Annotated in this window: 15 protein-coding genes and 1 pseudogene; 5 read left to right on the plus strand and 11 right to left on the minus strand. The window is 69.1% G+C overall.

Annotation, left to right across the window (positions count from 1 at the left end; all coding sequences use genetic code 11):
- The first annotated feature begins 250 nt into the window (after nucleotides 1-250).
- Nucleotides 251-1,558: an XRE family transcriptional regulator gene (locus tag ACZ67Q_RS36195; protein WP_471190863.1), complete on the plus strand. Its 1,308-nt coding sequence runs from the start codon at nucleotides 251-253 to the stop codon at nucleotides 1,556-1,558.
- A gap of 3 nt (nucleotides 1,559-1,561) precedes the next feature.
- On the opposite strand, the gene cutA is transcribed toward ACZ67Q_RS36195, so the two are convergent.
- Nucleotides 1,562-1,888: a divalent-cation tolerance protein CutA gene (cutA, locus tag ACZ67Q_RS36200; protein WP_471190864.1), complete on the minus strand. Its 327-nt coding sequence runs from the start codon at nucleotides 1,886-1,888 to the stop codon at nucleotides 1,562-1,564.
- 219 nt (nucleotides 1,889-2,107) lie between these two features.
- Between cutA and ACZ67Q_RS36205 the strand changes: the two genes are divergently transcribed.
- Both ACZ67Q_RS36205 and ACZ67Q_RS36210 read left to right on the plus strand, forming a co-directional pair.
- Nucleotides 2,108-2,437 (plus strand): DUF4259 domain-containing protein, encoded by a 330-nt coding sequence (locus ACZ67Q_RS36205; protein WP_471190866.1) that lies wholly within the window; start codon nucleotides 2,108-2,110, stop codon nucleotides 2,435-2,437.
- A 305-nt stretch (nucleotides 2,438-2,742) separates the two neighbouring features.
- On the plus strand, nucleotides 2,743-4,554 hold the full coding sequence (locus ACZ67Q_RS36210; RefSeq protein ID WP_471190979.1) for a DUF2637 domain-containing protein: 1,812 nt from the start codon (nucleotides 2,743-2,745) through the stop codon (nucleotides 4,552-4,554).
- Between the two features lie 348 nt (nucleotides 4,555-4,902).
- Here ACZ67Q_RS36210 and ACZ67Q_RS36215 read toward each other — a convergent pair whose 3' ends face one another.
- A complete protein-coding gene (locus ACZ67Q_RS36215) occupies nucleotides 4,903-5,346 on the minus strand; it encodes a hypothetical protein (protein ID WP_471190868.1) in 444 nt (147 codons plus the stop codon).
- Between the two features lie 504 nt (nucleotides 5,347-5,850).
- Between ACZ67Q_RS36215 and ACZ67Q_RS36220 the strand changes: the two genes are divergently transcribed.
- A complete protein-coding gene (locus ACZ67Q_RS36220; RefSeq protein WP_471190870.1) occupies nucleotides 5,851-6,468 on the plus strand; it encodes a hypothetical protein in 618 nt (205 codons plus the stop codon).
- Between the two features lie 463 nt (nucleotides 6,469-6,931).
- Nucleotides 6,932-7,876, plus strand: coding sequence for a methylenetetrahydrofolate reductase (locus ACZ67Q_RS36225; RefSeq protein ID WP_471190872.1), 945 nt, complete (start codon nucleotides 6,932-6,934; stop codon nucleotides 7,874-7,876).
- Between the two features lie 48 nt (nucleotides 7,877-7,924).
- Here ACZ67Q_RS36225 and ACZ67Q_RS36230 read toward each other — a convergent pair.
- From ACZ67Q_RS36230 to ACZ67Q_RS36270, 9 genes and pseudogenes are all read right to left on the minus strand, one after another.
- A pseudogene (locus ACZ67Q_RS36230) lies at nucleotides 7,925-8,055 on the minus strand (IS256 family transposase); the annotation flags it as partial.
- Between the two features lie 422 nt (nucleotides 8,056-8,477).
- Nucleotides 8,478-8,747: a hypothetical protein gene (locus ACZ67Q_RS36235; RefSeq protein WP_471190874.1), complete on the minus strand. Its 270-nt coding sequence runs from the start codon at nucleotides 8,745-8,747 to the stop codon at nucleotides 8,478-8,480.
- Between the two features lie 132 nt (nucleotides 8,748-8,879).
- Nucleotides 8,880-10,379, minus strand: a complete 1,500-nt coding sequence (locus tag ACZ67Q_RS36240) for a hypothetical protein (RefSeq protein WP_471190876.1) — start codon at nucleotides 10,377-10,379, stop codon at nucleotides 8,880-8,882.
- Between the two features lie 337 nt (nucleotides 10,380-10,716).
- Complete coding sequence (locus ACZ67Q_RS36245; protein WP_471190878.1) at nucleotides 10,717-11,406, minus strand: hypothetical protein; 690 nt, start codon at nucleotides 11,404-11,406, stop codon at nucleotides 10,717-10,719.
- On the minus strand, nucleotides 11,403-14,834 hold the full coding sequence (locus ACZ67Q_RS36250; RefSeq protein WP_471190880.1) for a LysM peptidoglycan-binding domain-containing protein: 3,432 nt from the start codon (nucleotides 14,832-14,834) through the stop codon (nucleotides 11,403-11,405). The genes ACZ67Q_RS36245 and ACZ67Q_RS36250 overlap by 4 nt, the downstream gene beginning before the upstream one ends.
- A 12-nt stretch (nucleotides 14,835-14,846) precedes the next feature.
- Nucleotides 14,847-15,290 (minus strand): pilus assembly protein TadG-related protein, encoded by a 444-nt coding sequence (locus tag ACZ67Q_RS36255; protein ID WP_471190882.1) that lies wholly within the window; start codon nucleotides 15,288-15,290, stop codon nucleotides 14,847-14,849.
- Nucleotides 15,290-15,712 carry a TadE family protein gene (locus ACZ67Q_RS36260; protein ID WP_471190981.1) on the minus strand — a complete coding sequence of 141 codons (423 nt, stop codon included), beginning with the start codon at nucleotides 15,710-15,712 and terminating at the stop codon, nucleotides 15,290-15,292. The genes ACZ67Q_RS36255 and ACZ67Q_RS36260 overlap by 1 nt, the downstream gene beginning before the upstream one ends.
- Nucleotides 15,713-15,747: 35 nt before the next feature.
- Nucleotides 15,748-16,173: a TadE family protein gene (locus tag ACZ67Q_RS36265; protein WP_471190884.1), complete on the minus strand. Its 426-nt coding sequence runs from the start codon at nucleotides 16,171-16,173 to the stop codon at nucleotides 15,748-15,750.
- The gene (locus tag ACZ67Q_RS36270; RefSeq protein WP_471190886.1) at nucleotides 16,173-16,388 is read right to left on the minus strand and encodes a hypothetical protein; all 216 of its coding nucleotides are present in this window, start codon (nucleotides 16,386-16,388) and stop codon (nucleotides 16,173-16,175) included. Before ACZ67Q_RS36270 ends, ACZ67Q_RS36265 begins: the two co-directional genes overlap by 1 nt.
- Between the last annotated feature and the right edge of the window lie 11 nt (nucleotides 16,389-16,399).

The following is a 16,399-nucleotide window of genomic DNA, read 5'->3' on the forward strand; positions in this document are numbered from 1 at the left end:
GACCTGGTACACCCGGATGGTCAACTTCGGGCGGGGTGGGCGGCTTTCGGTGGGGCCTGTACGGTTCGTCATGTCGACGCTCCCTCGTTGGTTCGAGCGTTGGCCAAGCCCCGGGGCCGTTCGCGCGGTCGCCGGGGTGTGTAAGGCCAACCCTGCTCCTGGGAAGCGGTGCTGACTTGCCGTCGATGGGTACCCACGATGGGTACCCTGTCGGCAGCAGTCGTCTGCAACAGCCCCATGGGGGAGCCTCATGAATGGCTACAGACCATCAACGGCGTTACCTCGCGAGCTTCTTGATCGCCCCGATCTGAAGGCTGCGCTGGCGCACCATGACTTCGGTACGGTGTTCTTCCTCGCGCGTGCAGAGGCGGGTATCAGCTACTCGAAGATCGCCTCCGAGTGTGACATCAAGCCGGAGCGCATCGGGACGCTAGCCAAGGGCCACGGCAGTGTGACGACGTTCGACAAGATCGTTCGCATCGTCGATGCCCTGCGCATCCCCGGGCACATGGTGGGGCTGGCGCCCCGGCCATGGGAGTCGTCTGCTGACGCAGACGCCGACAGCAGTGGAGGTGGCGTGCAGCGCCGGGAATTCCTGAAGGCGACAACAACCGCGGGTGTCGCCGCGAGCCTGCCCGAACTGGTCCGCCCCCCCTCGACGGGCAGCCGTATCGGCAGCGATACCCCTCAGCGGCTGAGGCAACGCACCGCCCGCCTGCGGCGCCTCGACGAGGTGCTGGGCGGCGGAGACACCTACCGCATCTACCTCGCCGAGTACCATTCCACAAGGGCGCTGCTGCGCGACGGCTCCTACACCGAAGAAACCGGACGGGAACTGCTGTCCGTACTCGCCGAGCAGGCACAGCAGGCAGGCTGGGCTGCCTTCGACGGTGGGCGACACGCCGAGGCGAGAGGCCTGTACCAAGCGAGCCACAAAGCCGCGCAGGAAGCGAAGGACGCGCAACTCGCAGGGAACGCACTCGCCTTCCTTGCCTACCAGCAGCTGCCCGCAGAGCGACAGGCAGCCGTGCAAGTGGCAGCTCGGTCCTGCGCCACGGCCGGCCCTCACGCAGCACCCGGCGTCCGGGCGCTGCTACATGAGCGCCTCGCCTGGGCTCACGCCGTAGCCGGCCAGCCCACGGAGACGGAACGGGCCCTGGAGGCAGCCCGCGACGCCCTCTCCGAGGTTGATGACACCCCGCAGCCCGACTGGGCGTCCTGGGTGGATGCCACCGAACTTCAGATCATGAGCGGCCGCTGCTGGACAGAACTCCGCAGGCCGCTCCGCGCCGTGCCAGTGCTGGAATCAGCCCTAGCCAAATTCGACAACCGGCACGCCCGCGACAAGAGCCTTTACCTATCGTGGCTGGCCAAGTCCTACCTGCAAGCCGGTGAGGTAGAGCAGGCGGCCGACGTCTCGGGGAACGCACTGGACCTCTCGTCCGGCGTCGCATCTGTGCGGCCTCGCGAGCGCCTCGGCCCCGTGCTCAAGCGGCTTGCAGAACATCGCACGCTGCCCCAGGTTGCGGCCCTCCTGGAAAAGGCCCAGACCCTCTAATGGTCAAGGCGCGGGCTGAGTGTTGGCCTCGATCCAGCTCAGACACGACTTGGAGCCTGCAAGGATCGGCACGGCGGCGATCTCCGGGTTTTGCCATGGGTGCTGCTCAAGCAGATGGGCCTCCAACTCGGCGTACCGGGCGCGGGTCGTCTTCATGAGGAGTTGCCACTCCTCAGCGATCCCGAACTCACCGTTGTGCCAGAAAGCAGACGTCACGGGCCCAATGATTTGGGCGCCAGCAGCCAACCTGCGGCTCACGATCGTGCGCGCCAGCTCAACGGCCTGCTCACGGGTCTCAGTTGCCGTGGATACCTGCACGAAGTCAGTCATGAGCCGGAGCTTACCCAGCCCTGCACATCGGCTCGCCTCGCGGCCTGCTTCCCGCGGTTGCTCCGCGTCGACGGACGGACCTGCACGTCGCCGACCTCGATGCGGACGACGGCACGCTGGTGGTGGACCTGGTGGCGGTCTCCAGCCAGCGCTCGGATACGAAGCTGTCGCGGCCTGGGACCAGGAGAACCGTGTGGTCCTGCCGGAGCCGTACGGGATATGCATCGCGGAGGGGCGGCGTTCCAGCGAGTCATCGACTCAGGAGAGCGCGTCGATGGTGGAGACGTGGCCGAAGCGGTTGCCGCCGGCGCTCTTGTCGCGAGCACCCTCCCGGACCGTCCCGTCGTGATTGACCCGGACGACGGTCCCAGGGAACCTCTGCCCGAACTGCCAGCCTCGCTCCGCGCGTCGGCGAGACTCGCACTGGACCGGATTCTCCAGGACGGATCAGAGCCGGCAACCGGCTCGGTGGACAGCGCAGACGCCGCCCCGTGGCGCCAGGAAGTGCGACAGATCCTCCAAGCACTCGAACCACCCTCTGATCACTAATCGCGACCGGCTGACGGAAGTCGTGCCGGAGCCCGTTCTCATGGACATAGCCAACAAACACCCGCGCCGCAGGCAGGGCAGGTACTTCGACAACCGGGTCCCAGGCGCCAATCTTGTCGGCGGCTGTCGTGGCGTGTTAGCTGGCGGGAAGTTTGCGGTGGGTGATTGTTGGTGCTGGCAGTGGTGGGACAGGTCATGCGAGTGTGAGGTCTGATCAGTTCTGATGTTGTGGTTGGGGGAGTGGGGACGTGGCTGAGGGGAAGACTGCGCCGCGGCTGGCTGGGGTGCATCGGGTCCTCATCGGCATGGTGGTGTGCGGCGCGGTGGTCATCGCCGGTATCGGCTTCGCTGGTTCGTATGCGGCGGTCCGTGAGCTTGCGGTGAAGAAGGGCTTTGGCGCCTTCGCCTATGTCTTCCCCATCGGTATCGATGCCGGGATCTGTGTACTCCTGGCTCTGGATCTGCTGCTGACCTGGATCCGTATCCCGTTTCCTTTGCTGCGGCAGACGGCGTGGCTTCTTACGGCCGCCACTGTGGCTTTCAATGGGGCGGCGGCCTGGCCCGACCTGCTGGGCGTGGGCATGCACGCGGTGATTCCGGTCTTGTTCGTCGTTGTGGTCGAGGCTGCCCGGCACGCGATCGGCCGGATCGCCGACATCACTGCCGACAAGCACATGGAGGGCGTCCGCGTCACCCGCTGGCTCCTGTCGCCGATCCCTACGTTCCTGCTGTGGCGCCGTATGAAGTTGTGGGAGCTGCGTTCCTACGAGCAGGTCATCAAGCTGGAGCAGGAGCGGCTCGTCTATCAGGCGAGCCTGCGTTCCCGTTTCGGCCGCGCATGGCGTCGCAAGGCTCCGGTGGAGTCGCTGATGCCGCTGCGTCTGGCTCGCTACGGCGTCCCCCTGGCCGAGACGGCCCCGGCCGGGCTGGCCGCCGCAGGCATCGACGAGCCGCCGATACAGTTCTCCATCGAGCGGACATTTCCGCCGCAGCAGCGCAGGCCCGAACTCGAGGCCGGCGTCGGCCAGGAGAAGGAACCGACGCAGCGGAACGGCGCGGATCCCCACCCGGAGGCGCAGCAGTCAGCCGCCTTTCACGGGCAGCCGGATGACCTCGGCGACGACGACAACACGCAACTCGCCGACGCTTATCAGGCCTGGATGGCCGCGTTCGGAGTCGAGCCGACGAGCGCGGAGTTTGCTCTGTGGCTGCGAGATCAGTACGGCATCGCGACCGCGGCGGGCGGGCGGCTGTCCGACGAGCAACTCGAACCCCTGCTGCGGGTCTTCAAGCAGCGCCAGCAGCCCCCTTCAGCCGAGAAGGGCGCCGAGTCCCAGGCCCCGCTCGATGCGGATGACGGATGGGCTGACTACTTCTACAACGCCTGGCTGTCGTACGCGCGGGAGCACGGGGCCTACCCCGATGGCGCCGCCCTCGCCGGGTACGTCTACGAGCGCGATCGGATCACCGGCGGCGACGGCCAGCCCCTTACGGGCGAAGACCTGGACGGCTTCGTCGCGACCTTCCAGCAGAGCCGGTTCGACGAGACAGAGCCGTCTGCCGGCGAGGAAGCCGCCGTGCCAGTCGCGCAGGCGCTTGCTGGCGATCCGCTGTCGACCGAGGAGCCGGAGGAGGCGCTGGCCGGCGTGGGGGCGCATCCCGCCAAGGAGCAGCGCAAACCCAGTGTGAGCGCCGCTGTCGATGACCTGCCGGGTGCGGACGACGTGACCCGGGAGCCCGCCGCGCTGACCACCGTCGACCGCTACTACCTCGCCTGGACGAACTACCAGACCGAACACGGCGAGGAACCCAAGGCCGAGCAGCTCTCCGCCTACCTTGCCGAGGTGAAGGGTATGACCGGTCGCGGTGGAAAGCCGGTCAGCCCGTCCACTCTGCGCCGCTACCTCCTGCCGTTCCGGGTCTACAACGTGTGGACGGAACAGCGGGCGCGCAACGAAATCCCGTCGCTCGACGTCATTGCGCAGCAGTGCGCATCCCGCGGGATCACTGCGCAGCACAACAAGCCCCTCACGGCCGACTACATTGCCGGGCAGGTCGTCGACTTCGAGCGGCGTTGGCAGGCATTGACCCGCCACCACGCGCAGCAACAGCAGTGACACGTCGGACCTTGCGAGTGGCCGCGTACCAGCGATCCAGTCAGCGTCAACCGATGCGGAACGGAACCGAGAAACCGTAGGGCATCCCGATTGCGCAGCTGGGGCACCCATGTTGCAGTCCGTCCACACCGTGGTGTGCGGAGCGCGGGACACCCTTGTCTTGTCCTTCCGCAACTGAACGATTGGGATGCCGTCGTCAACGACCCAACGCTCCACTGGAGTTCCGGCGCCGTCGAGGGGCAGGTCACACGCATCAAAGAAGCTGATCAAACGCCGGTCGTACGGCCGTGCCTCCTTCGCTTCCTTGCGAACTCTCGTCCTCGCCCAGCCACCGTGACCTTCACAGCGTCAGACGCGTCGTCTGCGCTTGGCCTTCGCGCGCATCCGGCCGCGAAGCTCGGCCTGGTAGAAGGCGGCTTTGTTACCGCCCAGCTCAAAGTACTCACAGATGTCAGCGACGGTTTCGGCGTCTTCCGCAGTACCCGTGAGCCCGAGTTGGACGAGCCCCCAGAACCCTCCCTGAGCGTGCGTCCGGCATCGGTCACCCAGGCCCGCGCCTTCTGCGTCCGGCTCATAACCACCGGAGCCAGCTGCCACGAACGACAACGTCTGCAGCAGCACGTCTCGGGCCAGTGTCGAGAGGTCGCCCGCCAGCGCGGCCATGATCACGCCGACCGCGGGCGGAGTGCACTCGAAGAGGATCGTGCTTTCCTCGACGTGACCATCGAGGGTGTATCCGATCATGTCCCGGGGCGTCTCAGCAGTGATGATGGCCTCGATCAGGAGAGGCACATGCTCCGCAGTATCGCCGCAACCGCACTTCAACGAAGCCCAATCGACCCTTCGGAGTTCTGCGCGCACCAGCTCGCTGACTACCACCGCAGCCCCCCAAAGAGCCATGCCAGACCCCGCGTCCCGGCGCTAGCAATCAAGCATGACCCAGCTGTCGGCCCACCGCCATCAGGTGCTTCACGAAATTTCCGCCACAGCCTTGAATACGGCCAAACCCTGCTTGAGGGTGTGCCCCCACAGCTGCTCGCTGTATCTGCCCACCCATGCGGCCCTTCGCGTGCGGACGGATGCCGCAAGGGAGGGGGCCGCACGTGAGCGGACACGAGTGGTTGCGGTACAGGAAGGCCTGTCGAGACTCGTCATCGGCGGCTGGCGCACCGTTCAAGCGCACCGCTGGGGTTCGGGGCGCGATCATCGGGCGGGCGCGAGTCCGCAGCGGGCGTATTTCTTTTGCCTCGCACCTTCACCGCCGCGTAGGGTCACCGCGTCCCAGGAGGTGAGGTCGTGACCACGTACGGCACGATTCTGATTCCCGTGCCGCTCGAGCAGGCGGCTGGCGTCCTGCGCGAGGTCTGCGCGGCCGGCTACGCGCTTCCCGCCGGGCCGAGATTCTGCCTCGTCCATCCGGACCGGTCCGTCGCCGACAACAGTGTCTTCGCGCTCGCCGGGCCGATCAGCGCCGAGTTGGGCGCCCCCGTCCTGGCCGCCTTCCAGTACGACGGCGACCGGCTGGAGTTGGAGGTCTGGCGGGACGGGGAGCGCGCCCACCGCTACGACTCCTGGCCGGTCCGGGACGATGAGAGCGCCGACGACGCGCCCCTGGGCGCCGACCCCGCTGCGTTCCTGGACTTCGCCGCCGGGCCCGTGGAAGGCCACCGCTTGGCCTCCGCACTCGCGGACACCCCGATCGACGTGCAGGACATGGACGTCGACGGCGAACCGGGCTACGTCTGGGCCCAGGCCCTGCACTGGGACGTGTTGCGCGCGCTCAGCCACCCGGACCAGGTGATCCGCCGCGCGCAGTGGGACTACTTCCATATGCGCGGCGCACCGCAGGCGCTCGCGGAGGTGCTGGACGGCACCGAACTCGTCGTCCTGGGCACGACCGATCGCCCGTTCTGAATCCCCCACCACCCGCGCACGGGCAAAGCCAGGCCCCCCCCGCAGGTACACCGGCGTCACCCAGGGTCTCAGGCCGGGTCACGGGAACGCACCAGCACCGGGCCAGATGCACGCATCGATCCAGCAGCATGCCGTGGTCGATCCGCGGCATGCCCAGCCGGTCGGCTCAGTCCAGCTGATCAAACAGGTATGACTGGAGCGCTGGTGATGCGGACCGAGGCCGGGGGGGGGGGAGCGGGTGAGTAGGGTGCGGGGGCGGCATGGTGTGCCGTGCCGGCCCTCGGTCAGCGCGTGGCGGCACGCGTCTCGCAAGGTGGGCAGTTCATGCCGTGCACCGAGAGCGATTGTCCAGTCCTGTGGATCTGGTTCGTGCGGTCGGACGTCGGTTGGTTCAGAACCGAGTCGGGTCTCACAGGGTGGTGTTCGCCTGCCGTATGGCGGATGAGCTGCTAACTTCCGCGTCATGGCGAACCAGAGCGACGGCGCAGATCTACGAAGCCGGGTGGCCGATGCCGACAGCGGTGTCCTGTTGTTCGGCATCACGCCGCCCCGGCTGAGCAACACTCCCGAGCGGATCCGGGAGATCACCGCAGCCACCCTGGCACGGTTGGAGTCCCTCGATGTCGACGGTCTGGCGCTGTACGACATCGACGATGAGAGCGACCGTAATCCGGCGCAGCGGCCGTTTCCGTATCTGCCGACCATCGACCCCGCCGTGTACCACGCGGACTATCTCGGCAAGTGGGACCGCCCGGTGGTCGTCTACCGGTGCGTCGGCAAGTACTCCCAGACGGAGCTGCGGACCTGGCTGCGGATGGCCGACGCCGACCGGCTGCTCGGCGTCTTCGTCGGCGCGTCCTCGAAGGGGAAGGCGGTGCGGACCGGCCTGTCCGAGGCGCAGGACCTGCGCCGCGAGGTCCGCCCCGACCTGCTGCTCGGTGGCGTGGCCATCACCGAACGCCCCGAGGAGTATCTGCGGCTCGTCGCCAAGCAGGCGGCCGGATGCGCGTACTTCATCTCGCAGGTCATCTACAGCGCCGACGCGGCGAAAAGCATGGTCTCCGACTACTACTACGCCTGCCGCGAGCGGGACCTCGAACCGAGGCCCGTCCTGTTCACGCTCTCGGTGTGCGGCTCGGTGAAGACGCTGGAGTTCCTCCAATGGCTCGGCGTCGACGTCCCGCGCTGGCTGGAGAACTCCCTGCGCCATGCGGACGACACCCTGGCCGAGTCATACCAGCACTGCTTGGCGAACGCCCGGGACCTGATCGACTTCTGCCGCAAGCTCGGCATGCCGTTCGGCTTCCTCGTGGAGAGCGTGTCCATCCGCAAGGTAGAGATCGACGCCTCGGTCGCCCTGGCCCACGAGCTCAGCAGGCTGCTCGGACGAGGTACACCCTCGGTGTGAAGCCGGGCACGAACGTGCGGCTGTCCAATCCCGCGATCCGGGCGCGGCTCAGGCCGCGCCGGCGTCCTCCCGTTCGACGAGGACGCCGCTTTGAATCGGGCTCCGGCTCGCACGAGGACGACCAGGTGCGGCGCATTGACCGCGCGCCAGCGTTCCTGGGCGGACTCGATCAGCTTGAACTGTCGGTACGGTGGGCCAGCGCGGCCTGCCGACGTATAGATCTGCCCGTGCAGTTCACCACAGGACGGCGGCCGCAGCCGATCCGACAATCCTCGACGAGGTTGCCGTGAACCGTTGCTGGGTCCGCCGTGGCCGCGCCGGGGCGCTCGAGATCACCACGGACACTGTCGGCCTGATCGCCCTGTCCATCATGCTCTACCCTCCGTTCCGCACAGACCCGGAGCGACCCTGGACACCCCCTGAGTGGCGAGGGCTGGACTCGGTAGCGATCGGCCAGTTCGACACCCTGCCGCAGCATGCCCCTGCCCTGTTCGTGTGGACCATTCCAGCGGGCTCATTCCAGCAGTACGACGATGGGTGGTCCAGCGATCTGAAACCAGGGGCTGCCCGGTGACTCGATGAGACACAGCTCTGCTGATGTTCACCGGCTGTGTCCGTCACCCAGATCGCTCTGAGCACCTGCTACGTGGGTCAGCTGCTCGGCTCTCGTGCCGTCGGCGTGGCGCAGCGCTGTGGAGACCACCTCGGGGATGGCCGATCGCAGGTCGGCCAGTGCCGCTTCGTAGGTCTGGTTGCTGTAGAGGCCGCCGGGGACCGGCTCGACGTGGGCGAGGACGGCGTCGGTGGTGGAGTGGTCGTATCTCGTGGCGACCGCGCGGTGGCGCTTGAGGTGGTTGATGCCGCATTCCACCGCGTGGGGCTCCTTGTCATCGACTTTCAAGGCGAGCTGGCGTTGAGTTTCGGGCTGCCTGCCCGGTGTGTTGGCGTCAGTCGATGGCCGACGCGATGGCCATGCCCGTGATCGCCGCGTGGGCCTCGTCACTCAGCATCGGGCTGCCGTCGGCGGTGTGGTAGCGCTGTTCAAGCAGTGGTCGAGCAGGGTGTGCATGCGGGGCACGGGGAGGGACGGGTTGGCCGCGGCGCCCTGGGCGGTGCCGAGGTCGGTGAGGAGGGTGTCCAGGGTCTGCGGTGTCAGGGTTGGATTGGCGGCGGCTGCCCGGCGTACCGCGTCGTCGGGGTCTTCCAGCGGAGGTTCGGGCAGGGTGGGGTCGGCGGCGGCCAGGGCGCGTACCTCGGGGTCCGGGTGGCCGATGAGGTGGGTCAGGCCGGTGCGGGGGAACGCGGGCAGGGTCAGCAGGTGCGGGCGGTGGGCCGGCCGGGTCACGAAGATGTCCAGGAGGAGATGGGGCGGAGCCTGCGGGTGGTGGCAGGCCAGCCGGATGCGTACCTCCTCGTCGTCATCCAGCGCCAGTGGTCTGACGAGCTCGATGGGCAGGCCGGGCCAGCTCGCCGCAACCCGGCGCAGCACCGGCTCCTCGGACGCCGCACAGGTGGCGTACCAGTCGGGCGACGGCTCGGTGGCCGGCTCCGTGATCGGGCAGGTGCAGTCGGGCCCGTGCCCGACGACCGTGTGGACCGCCTCGAACTCGTCCCAGGTACGGATGGAGGGCTGGAGGCGGGCCCGCATCCGCACGTCCTCGTCCGGATCCTGCCTCAGCTGTGCCGCCTCCGGTCCCAGGTCGGGCCGGGTGGCGACCAGCCTGCGGATCTCCGCATCCGGATGGCGGGCGAGCTGGGCGAGGGCGTAGGCCGGGGTATGGCGGTTCACGGCCAGCGGGTGCACCTCGTCTTTGAGGAAGCACTGCTCGACGACCGCGGGTGACAGGGCGCAGGTGCTCAGCACAAACATCGCGTGGCGTGATCCGATGGGTGGCAGCTCGGCCTCCACAGCTGCCGGGTCCAGCTGCCGACTGCCCTTCCTGGCTGCTTCCCGCACGGCGGGGTCGGGGTCGTCGAGCAGGGCATTGCGCTGCGCAGCGGTGAGCGACTGCCACTGGAAGGCGGCGTACAGACGGAGCGCGGGGTGATCGTGACCAGCCGCGTGCCGGGGAAAGGAGCGAGGGACCTGCCGGGAGGATAAGAGCTCCGAGACGATCTCCTTTTCGGTGAGCTTGCCGTCCTTGCCTCCTTCCTGAGCGGTCAGGAAAGTGACGAGGATGTCGTCCGGCAGGTGCCGGACCCACCGGGGCTGGCGCCGCGTGCCGCCGGCGAGAGAGGCACGGACGAGTCCCGATGGGTCCGACGCCAGGGGAGCAAGTCGTGCGGGGTCGACGTGCAGGTTGCGGGCGAGGGCCCGGCGGATCCGCTCGATGGGGTGGCACAGGGCCGCGTCGATCACGGCGTCGGGCAGGTCGCGGCCCTCGTACATCAGCAAGCCGGCCTCACCGGCCGCTTCGTCCAGGAGGCGTATCAGCACGTCGGAGGGGGCCGCCGTATTGAAGGCGACGCCGCGCAGCCACAGGTCACGCAGGGAATCGGACACCACGTCATCCTTCCACTTGCCTCCTGACACCGGGCCGCCCGACTCATCGCCAAGCCGGCAGTGTGGGCGGAGTCGCTCGCGTGGTCGACGTAGCAGGCCCGCGCCGCCCGGCTGGTCTGCGCGGAGTGCGACTACGACCGGCGCGAGTTCAAGGACGAAAGACCTGAGTGCCGTTCGGCGTCCGGTTGCCCGAGCGCCCCAAGGCTCGGCGGCTGGTGTGCGGGCAGTGCTGCAACACCAGCAGACGAGATGGAGCGCCTGGCCGCGCTCGCTGGAAAGCCGTCGCGAGCACCGCCATCCGGTGACGGACAGATTGCGGGGACCCGTCAGCGACCTCTTATGGGCTGGGTGGGAGCAGCGTGGGGGGCAGAGGGCAGGGCCGGCCCTGTTGTGCGCATCGGGTCATGAAACCCGGTGGCAGCCATCCGCCGCTGACGAGGCGGGGGTGGGAAGGGAACGCGCTGAGTGCGGCGAGGACGAACAGAAGAGATGCCCAGGGGGTTCGTAGCTGTGCCAGCAGTGGTTGGTTGGCGATTTGATCGTGGAATGCGACCTGGCAGAGGTCGGGGGTGATCAGGTCGATGCTGTCGAGCCCGCCGTAGGGCACCCGCATACTGGCCTGTGGGTGGTGGAAGTGGAAACCGTGTGTGGTCACGGTGAGGTAGCCGGTCCCGGAGTGGATCCAGCGAGGCCGGGCCGCGTCCTGGGCTGCGCGTCGCCGGGAGGCGTTTCCCAGGGCGGCTCCGGCCAGGGAGCCCAGGACGAAGGCGGGAGAACCGAACGCGACCACACTGGTGTGGTGGTAGCTGCCGTTGCCCACTGCCTGCCAGGTCATCCGCTCGCTGGGGCCGACAGCCAGGGGCAGCTCGCCTTGGGAAAGGGGAGCCGGCGTGGCGATGCGCGGCCGCAGATGCAGACGATCGGCGACCCAGTCAGCGAGGATCGCGCAGGTATGCCACAGGTGTTCATCGAGCTGCGTCCACACCGGGTACGGGGGAGCGGGTTCCTTTCGCCGGCGCCAGGTCATCGGGTCGCCTCCTGCCCTGCGGAGCCGCCCAGCAGGTTACTGATGAGCTGCACGGTTTCCCACTCCAGGTCGCAATCGAGGGCCCGATTGACCTGCTGCACACGGGTGATGGCGGTGTGCAGTCCGGAGCGGTTGCCGGCCGCGTGCTCGATCCGCATCCAGTCCCGGTACAGCAGCTCTGCGCTCTCATCGACGTCGAGACCGGTCGACACGGCCTGCCGCGCGGCGCTCAGGTCGTGGTGGGGGCCGGCGGGGATGCGGTAGGTGGCCACGGCGTGGGCGATGTCGATGATCCGCGTGATCATCTCCTGCGCGTGGGGCTCGGCCCACGGCAGGGGCCGGCCGCCGAACGGTTTGCCCCGCACCAGACTCAGCGCCTTCTCCAAGTCGGGCAGCCCCGACGGGCCCAAGGGCAGAGCGCGTTCGACGAGCTGCAGGAAACGCGTCCAGTCGCAGCGCACGCCGGGACCGAGCCGGTAAGGATCATCGCCCGCCTTGCGGCGCGGCACGTACGGGTTGCCGGCCGAGTCGCTGCCCAGACAGCTGCGCAGGCCCTGCAGCCGTGCGTTGAGGGTGCTCGTCGACCACGGGCTGACCGGATCCATATCGGCACACAGAACATCCGCGCTGCGCCCGGGACGGAAATACAGCAAGGCGGCCAGCTGCGCCATCCGCGGGCCGTGCCCGGTGCTGTCCACGCCCGTCACCTCGACCGCTCCCAGGACCCGGATCTCCGGGGCGTGCAGGTCATGCGCCTCGCCTCCTTCCGTCTGCGTCGCCGCCGGCTCCTCCAGAGCCGTCGCCGGGACGTCGCCCTCCGCGGCATGTGCCGTGCCGGCGGCGTCCGCGCCACCGCGGGACTTTGTGCCCGAAGGCGCCCCCGGCTCGATGTCCGAGCCGGGCTCGTCGCCGGCCTCCACCAATGGCGTGGCGGGGGAAAGAAGACGGAGCCCGGACGGATCGGCGCTGGCGGCGAGCAGCGCCGGGAAGACCTCGCCGCTCACCTCCGCTGCCGCGGCCGGCGCGGGCATCGCGCGTTCGGGTGCGGCGGGCTCCTGCGGCGCCGCCTGCTCCGGCTGCTGCGAGGTGTCAAGCTCCTGCGGCACGTCCTGCCAGGGCCCTTCGGCGGGGTGGGGCGGCTGCCCGGACACCTTCAGTGCGGTGGTGATCTGGAGGTAGGCGGCGTGCTCCAACCGCTGCACGGTGATGTCGGTGCCCACGTGCTCGAGGGTTTGCGGCTCGCTGAGAGAGGCGTTGAGGATCTCCGCCTCGGGGAAACGAGCGGCCGCCGTACTGGCGGGGGCGACCAGCGTGACGGGCACCGCCCCCGCCCGGTCGATGACGTCGGCGAACTGCCAGGCCGTGTCCTCATCGAGGGAGGACACACACAGCAGCACATACGGCTGATGCCGGGTTTCAGGCATCTGGTGTGCTTCCAGCAGGCGTTCGCTCAGATCTCGCAGTGCGTGCGCGGCCTGCCGCATGTGGGCGATCCGCGCGGTGGGCAGCAGCTGCGGCAGGTCCTCGCCGAAGCCGACGGTGACGACCTCAACGTCGGTTGCCCACGGGCTCATGCCGAGTTCCAGCGCGAGGGAGGTGCACATCTCGGTGATGTGGACCGGGTTGCCGTCCAGCAGCAGAGCGCGAAGGGCTGCGAGGTTGAGCAGCAGCAGGTCGCCGGCCCTGGTGCTGCCGATCGTGACCAGCCCCGGATACGGCGCCGGCACCTCGCGGGCGGCCTCGTCGTCCAGGAGGGCGGCGTCGGCGGGCAGGAGCCACCAGCCGCCCTGCCCGGTGGTGAAGGGCGCCACCGGTTCCCGGGCGAGGTCCTCGGGCAGCACCTGCACTGCTTTGGTCCCGATCCGGGCGGCCCGCAGGGGCGGCAGAACCGGATCCTCCTGCTGCTGGGCCGCGTGGTGGGCCATCGTCCGCAGGGCCACGTCCAGGCGGGCAGCGCCTGCGGGCTCGGCGGCCGCCGCCAGCTGTGCCTCAGCGGCGGAGGTTTCCGACGCCATGGCGATCATCTCGCCAGGCTTGCGGCGGCGCCGCTGCAGCGTCCTGCGCAGGGCGAGCGCGCCGGTGATGGCGGCGGCCAACAGCGCGCCGGCACCGAGCACGATGCGCAGATTCAGCGGGCTGCGGCCGCCCGGAGCCACCGCCGGGGCGGGGGCAGCGGAAGGGGCGGATGATGCCGGCGCCGCTGCTGGCGCTGAGGGGGCAGAAGGCGAGGCGCTGACGGCGGGCTCGGGCGCCGTAGCGCTCGAGGCGGGCGGAGAGGACTGATCCTGGCGCGGCTGCTCCGTAGGGCGACTGGCCGGTGCGCTGGGCGCCGACGACTCGGGTACCGGCGCTGTGGTCTGGCTGGGCGCGGGCGCTGGCGCATCGCCGCCATGTCCCGGCTCGTGCCGGCCGTCCGGGTCTTGGGTGGCTGGGGGAGTGGTCTGCCGGCCACTCGGCTTCTCATCCTCCTCCTGGTCCTGGGCTGGTTGGTGGGGTCGGGCCTCGGGCACCGTGACCTGCTGGCCCACGTAGATGACGTCGGGGTCGGTGATCTCGGGCAGGCCGTGCGGCTGCGGCTTGCCCTTGCTGGCCTCGAACAGCTGCGGCCAGTCGTCACCGTCGCCGAGTTCCTTCTCTGCGATCTTCGACAGGTAGTCACCCGGGCTGACCGTGATGACGCGGCCGGACTCATCGTCGGCAGCGGGTGCGCCGCCGAGCTGCGTGCGGACGCCCTCCATGGCGGAGGCGTCGGGCATCTGCAGCTGCCAGCCCGGTTGGAGGAAGCTGTTCGCGCGGAAGACCGTTCCGTCGATCATGGTCCGGCCCTCGTTCAGGTCGGCGATCTCCCGCCACCGCTCACCGTCCCCCAGCTGGTGCTCGGCGATGCTCCACAGACTTTCCGCCGGGCGTGCCTGGCTCACCGTGTAGGTGCGGGCCGCCGACGTGCCCGCCGCGGGCACCGATGAGCGCTCGGCGCTGGGGGCATGCAGCTGACCGGGCAGGTGGGCGACGGCGGCGGACGGGGCGGCTTGTGCTTCGGAGGCCAGGGCCGAACTGGCGGGCAGCAGTACCAGGATGCTGCCGATCAGCGCGGCTGCCGCACGCTGCGATGCACCGAGGCCGCGGGGTGCGTGCCAAGTGCGGCCGCGTACCTGGGCGACGAGCTCACGGACGGCGCAGAAGGCGAATTGGGCCCATCCGGCCCAGCCGACCACGACGAGCAGCATCAGGAACGCCGCCCCGGTGTCCCGCCGGTCGAGGAGATGCGCCAGATCGTCGTGGCTGGCCGTCCAGATGGCCGGGGTTGCCCACCCGAGCAGCAGCGGCAGCCCGGCAAGTGCGCCGGCCAGGAGGAGCAGGCTCACGAGGGCCTTGAACACCCGGCCCAGGGTGCGGCTGGCCGCGGGGGAGGCGTGCGGGGTGCGCATGCAGGGGTTTCCTTAGTCGGGGTTGGTGATGCCGGTCAGGAGCGTTGCGGTGCCGTGGCCGTTGACCGGCATGGAGCCGATCCCGACGACGGGCAGGAACTTGGTGTCGTAGGTGCCGGACACGTGGACCGTCAGGGTCTTGCCGTCACCCGAGACGCTCACTGTGCCGCTGGCGCCGGCGGCCCGCAGATAGGCCTGCGCGGCCGCGACGGCGTCTTGCGGGTTGACGACGACTGCTTCACCGGAGATGGCCTTGGCCGCGTCGATGGCCTGCCCGCCGGCCCGGGCTGCTTCGCCGGCGATGTAGTCGGCCCGTTCGGTGGCGCGCATCTTGCCGCCGCCGTCGATGGCCAGACCGATGATGCCGATCAGCGCCACCACACACACCGCGACGAACACGGTGACGCCGCCGCGGTCGTCAAAAGCAGGGCGCCTTTTGACCTTCAAAACGGTCATCACGCTCCCCGCTGCCGGTAGGCGTCCACGACCGACGTCGCGGTCGATGTGAGTGTGCGCGCCCCGGGCACGCCGGGTAGCAGGAGGTCGGACAGGTTGACGGTGCAGGAGATGGTCACCGTGACGGTGCCGACCTGGCCGACCGGCACGTTCAGCCCGCCGGTGTTGATGTTGACGCTGGTCGAGGAGCAGTGGATGCCCTGGTCATTCAGTGTTTCGGCGGCCGCGGATTGGGCGGCTGCCTGAGCCGAGGCCGCGGTGCGGTGGATGGATGCCTCCCGGGCCGCATCCTCGGCCGCAGCGTCGATTTTCGCGCCGGAGGTGACGATGCGGCCGCCGGCGATGGCCAGACACACGAACATAATCAACGGTGGCAGGATGATGGCGGCCTCGATAGCGACACTGCCCCTATCGCCCTGCATCCGCCTGAGCCGGGACGCGCTTGTCGACAAGGTGCTCACTCTCCCGGCACCACCCATTGTTCTACTGGCCCGGACGCCCGCTGCGTGATGGCCAGACCTGGGACACCGGGGATCATGGACTGGGCGAAGCCTGAGACCGCGATATGCACCCGTTGACCGTCACTGCCGGCATTGACACTTGGGAAGCGCAGGCTGTCTCCTGCGGTGCGGCTCAGGACCTCGCGGGCCCGGGCCGCACCGTCGGCCGGCCCGGCCCGGTAGGCGCGCGCGGCGGAGACCCCTTCGCGGGCGGCGGTCAGGGCGATCTGGCGGGCGTAGTACCACATGGAGGCCTGGATGACGGCGATCGTCGCGAGCAGCACGAACGGGTAGACGATCGCCATCTGGATGGATGCGTCCCCGCGATCGTCCGCCCATCTTCGCCCGCGCCACCAGGATGCAAGTCGGGCGTGCGCGTACATCAGATGCCGCTCAGGTTCCCGTTGTACTTGGCGATCACGGCGGCGATGGTGCCGGCGATGACCAGCGCGCCGGTGACGGCGGCGACCCAGATGATGACGGTGGTGATGCTGATGTCGCCGCCGTCCGGGCGGCGGCGCATGCTGGCCTCCGCCGCCTCAAGCCGCGTGGTCAGCCAGGCCACAGCGCGGTAGGAGTAGCGAGCGGTGTTCTTCATGAGCGATTCCC

This window comes from Streptomyces sp. NPDC036813, assembly GCF_055609245.1.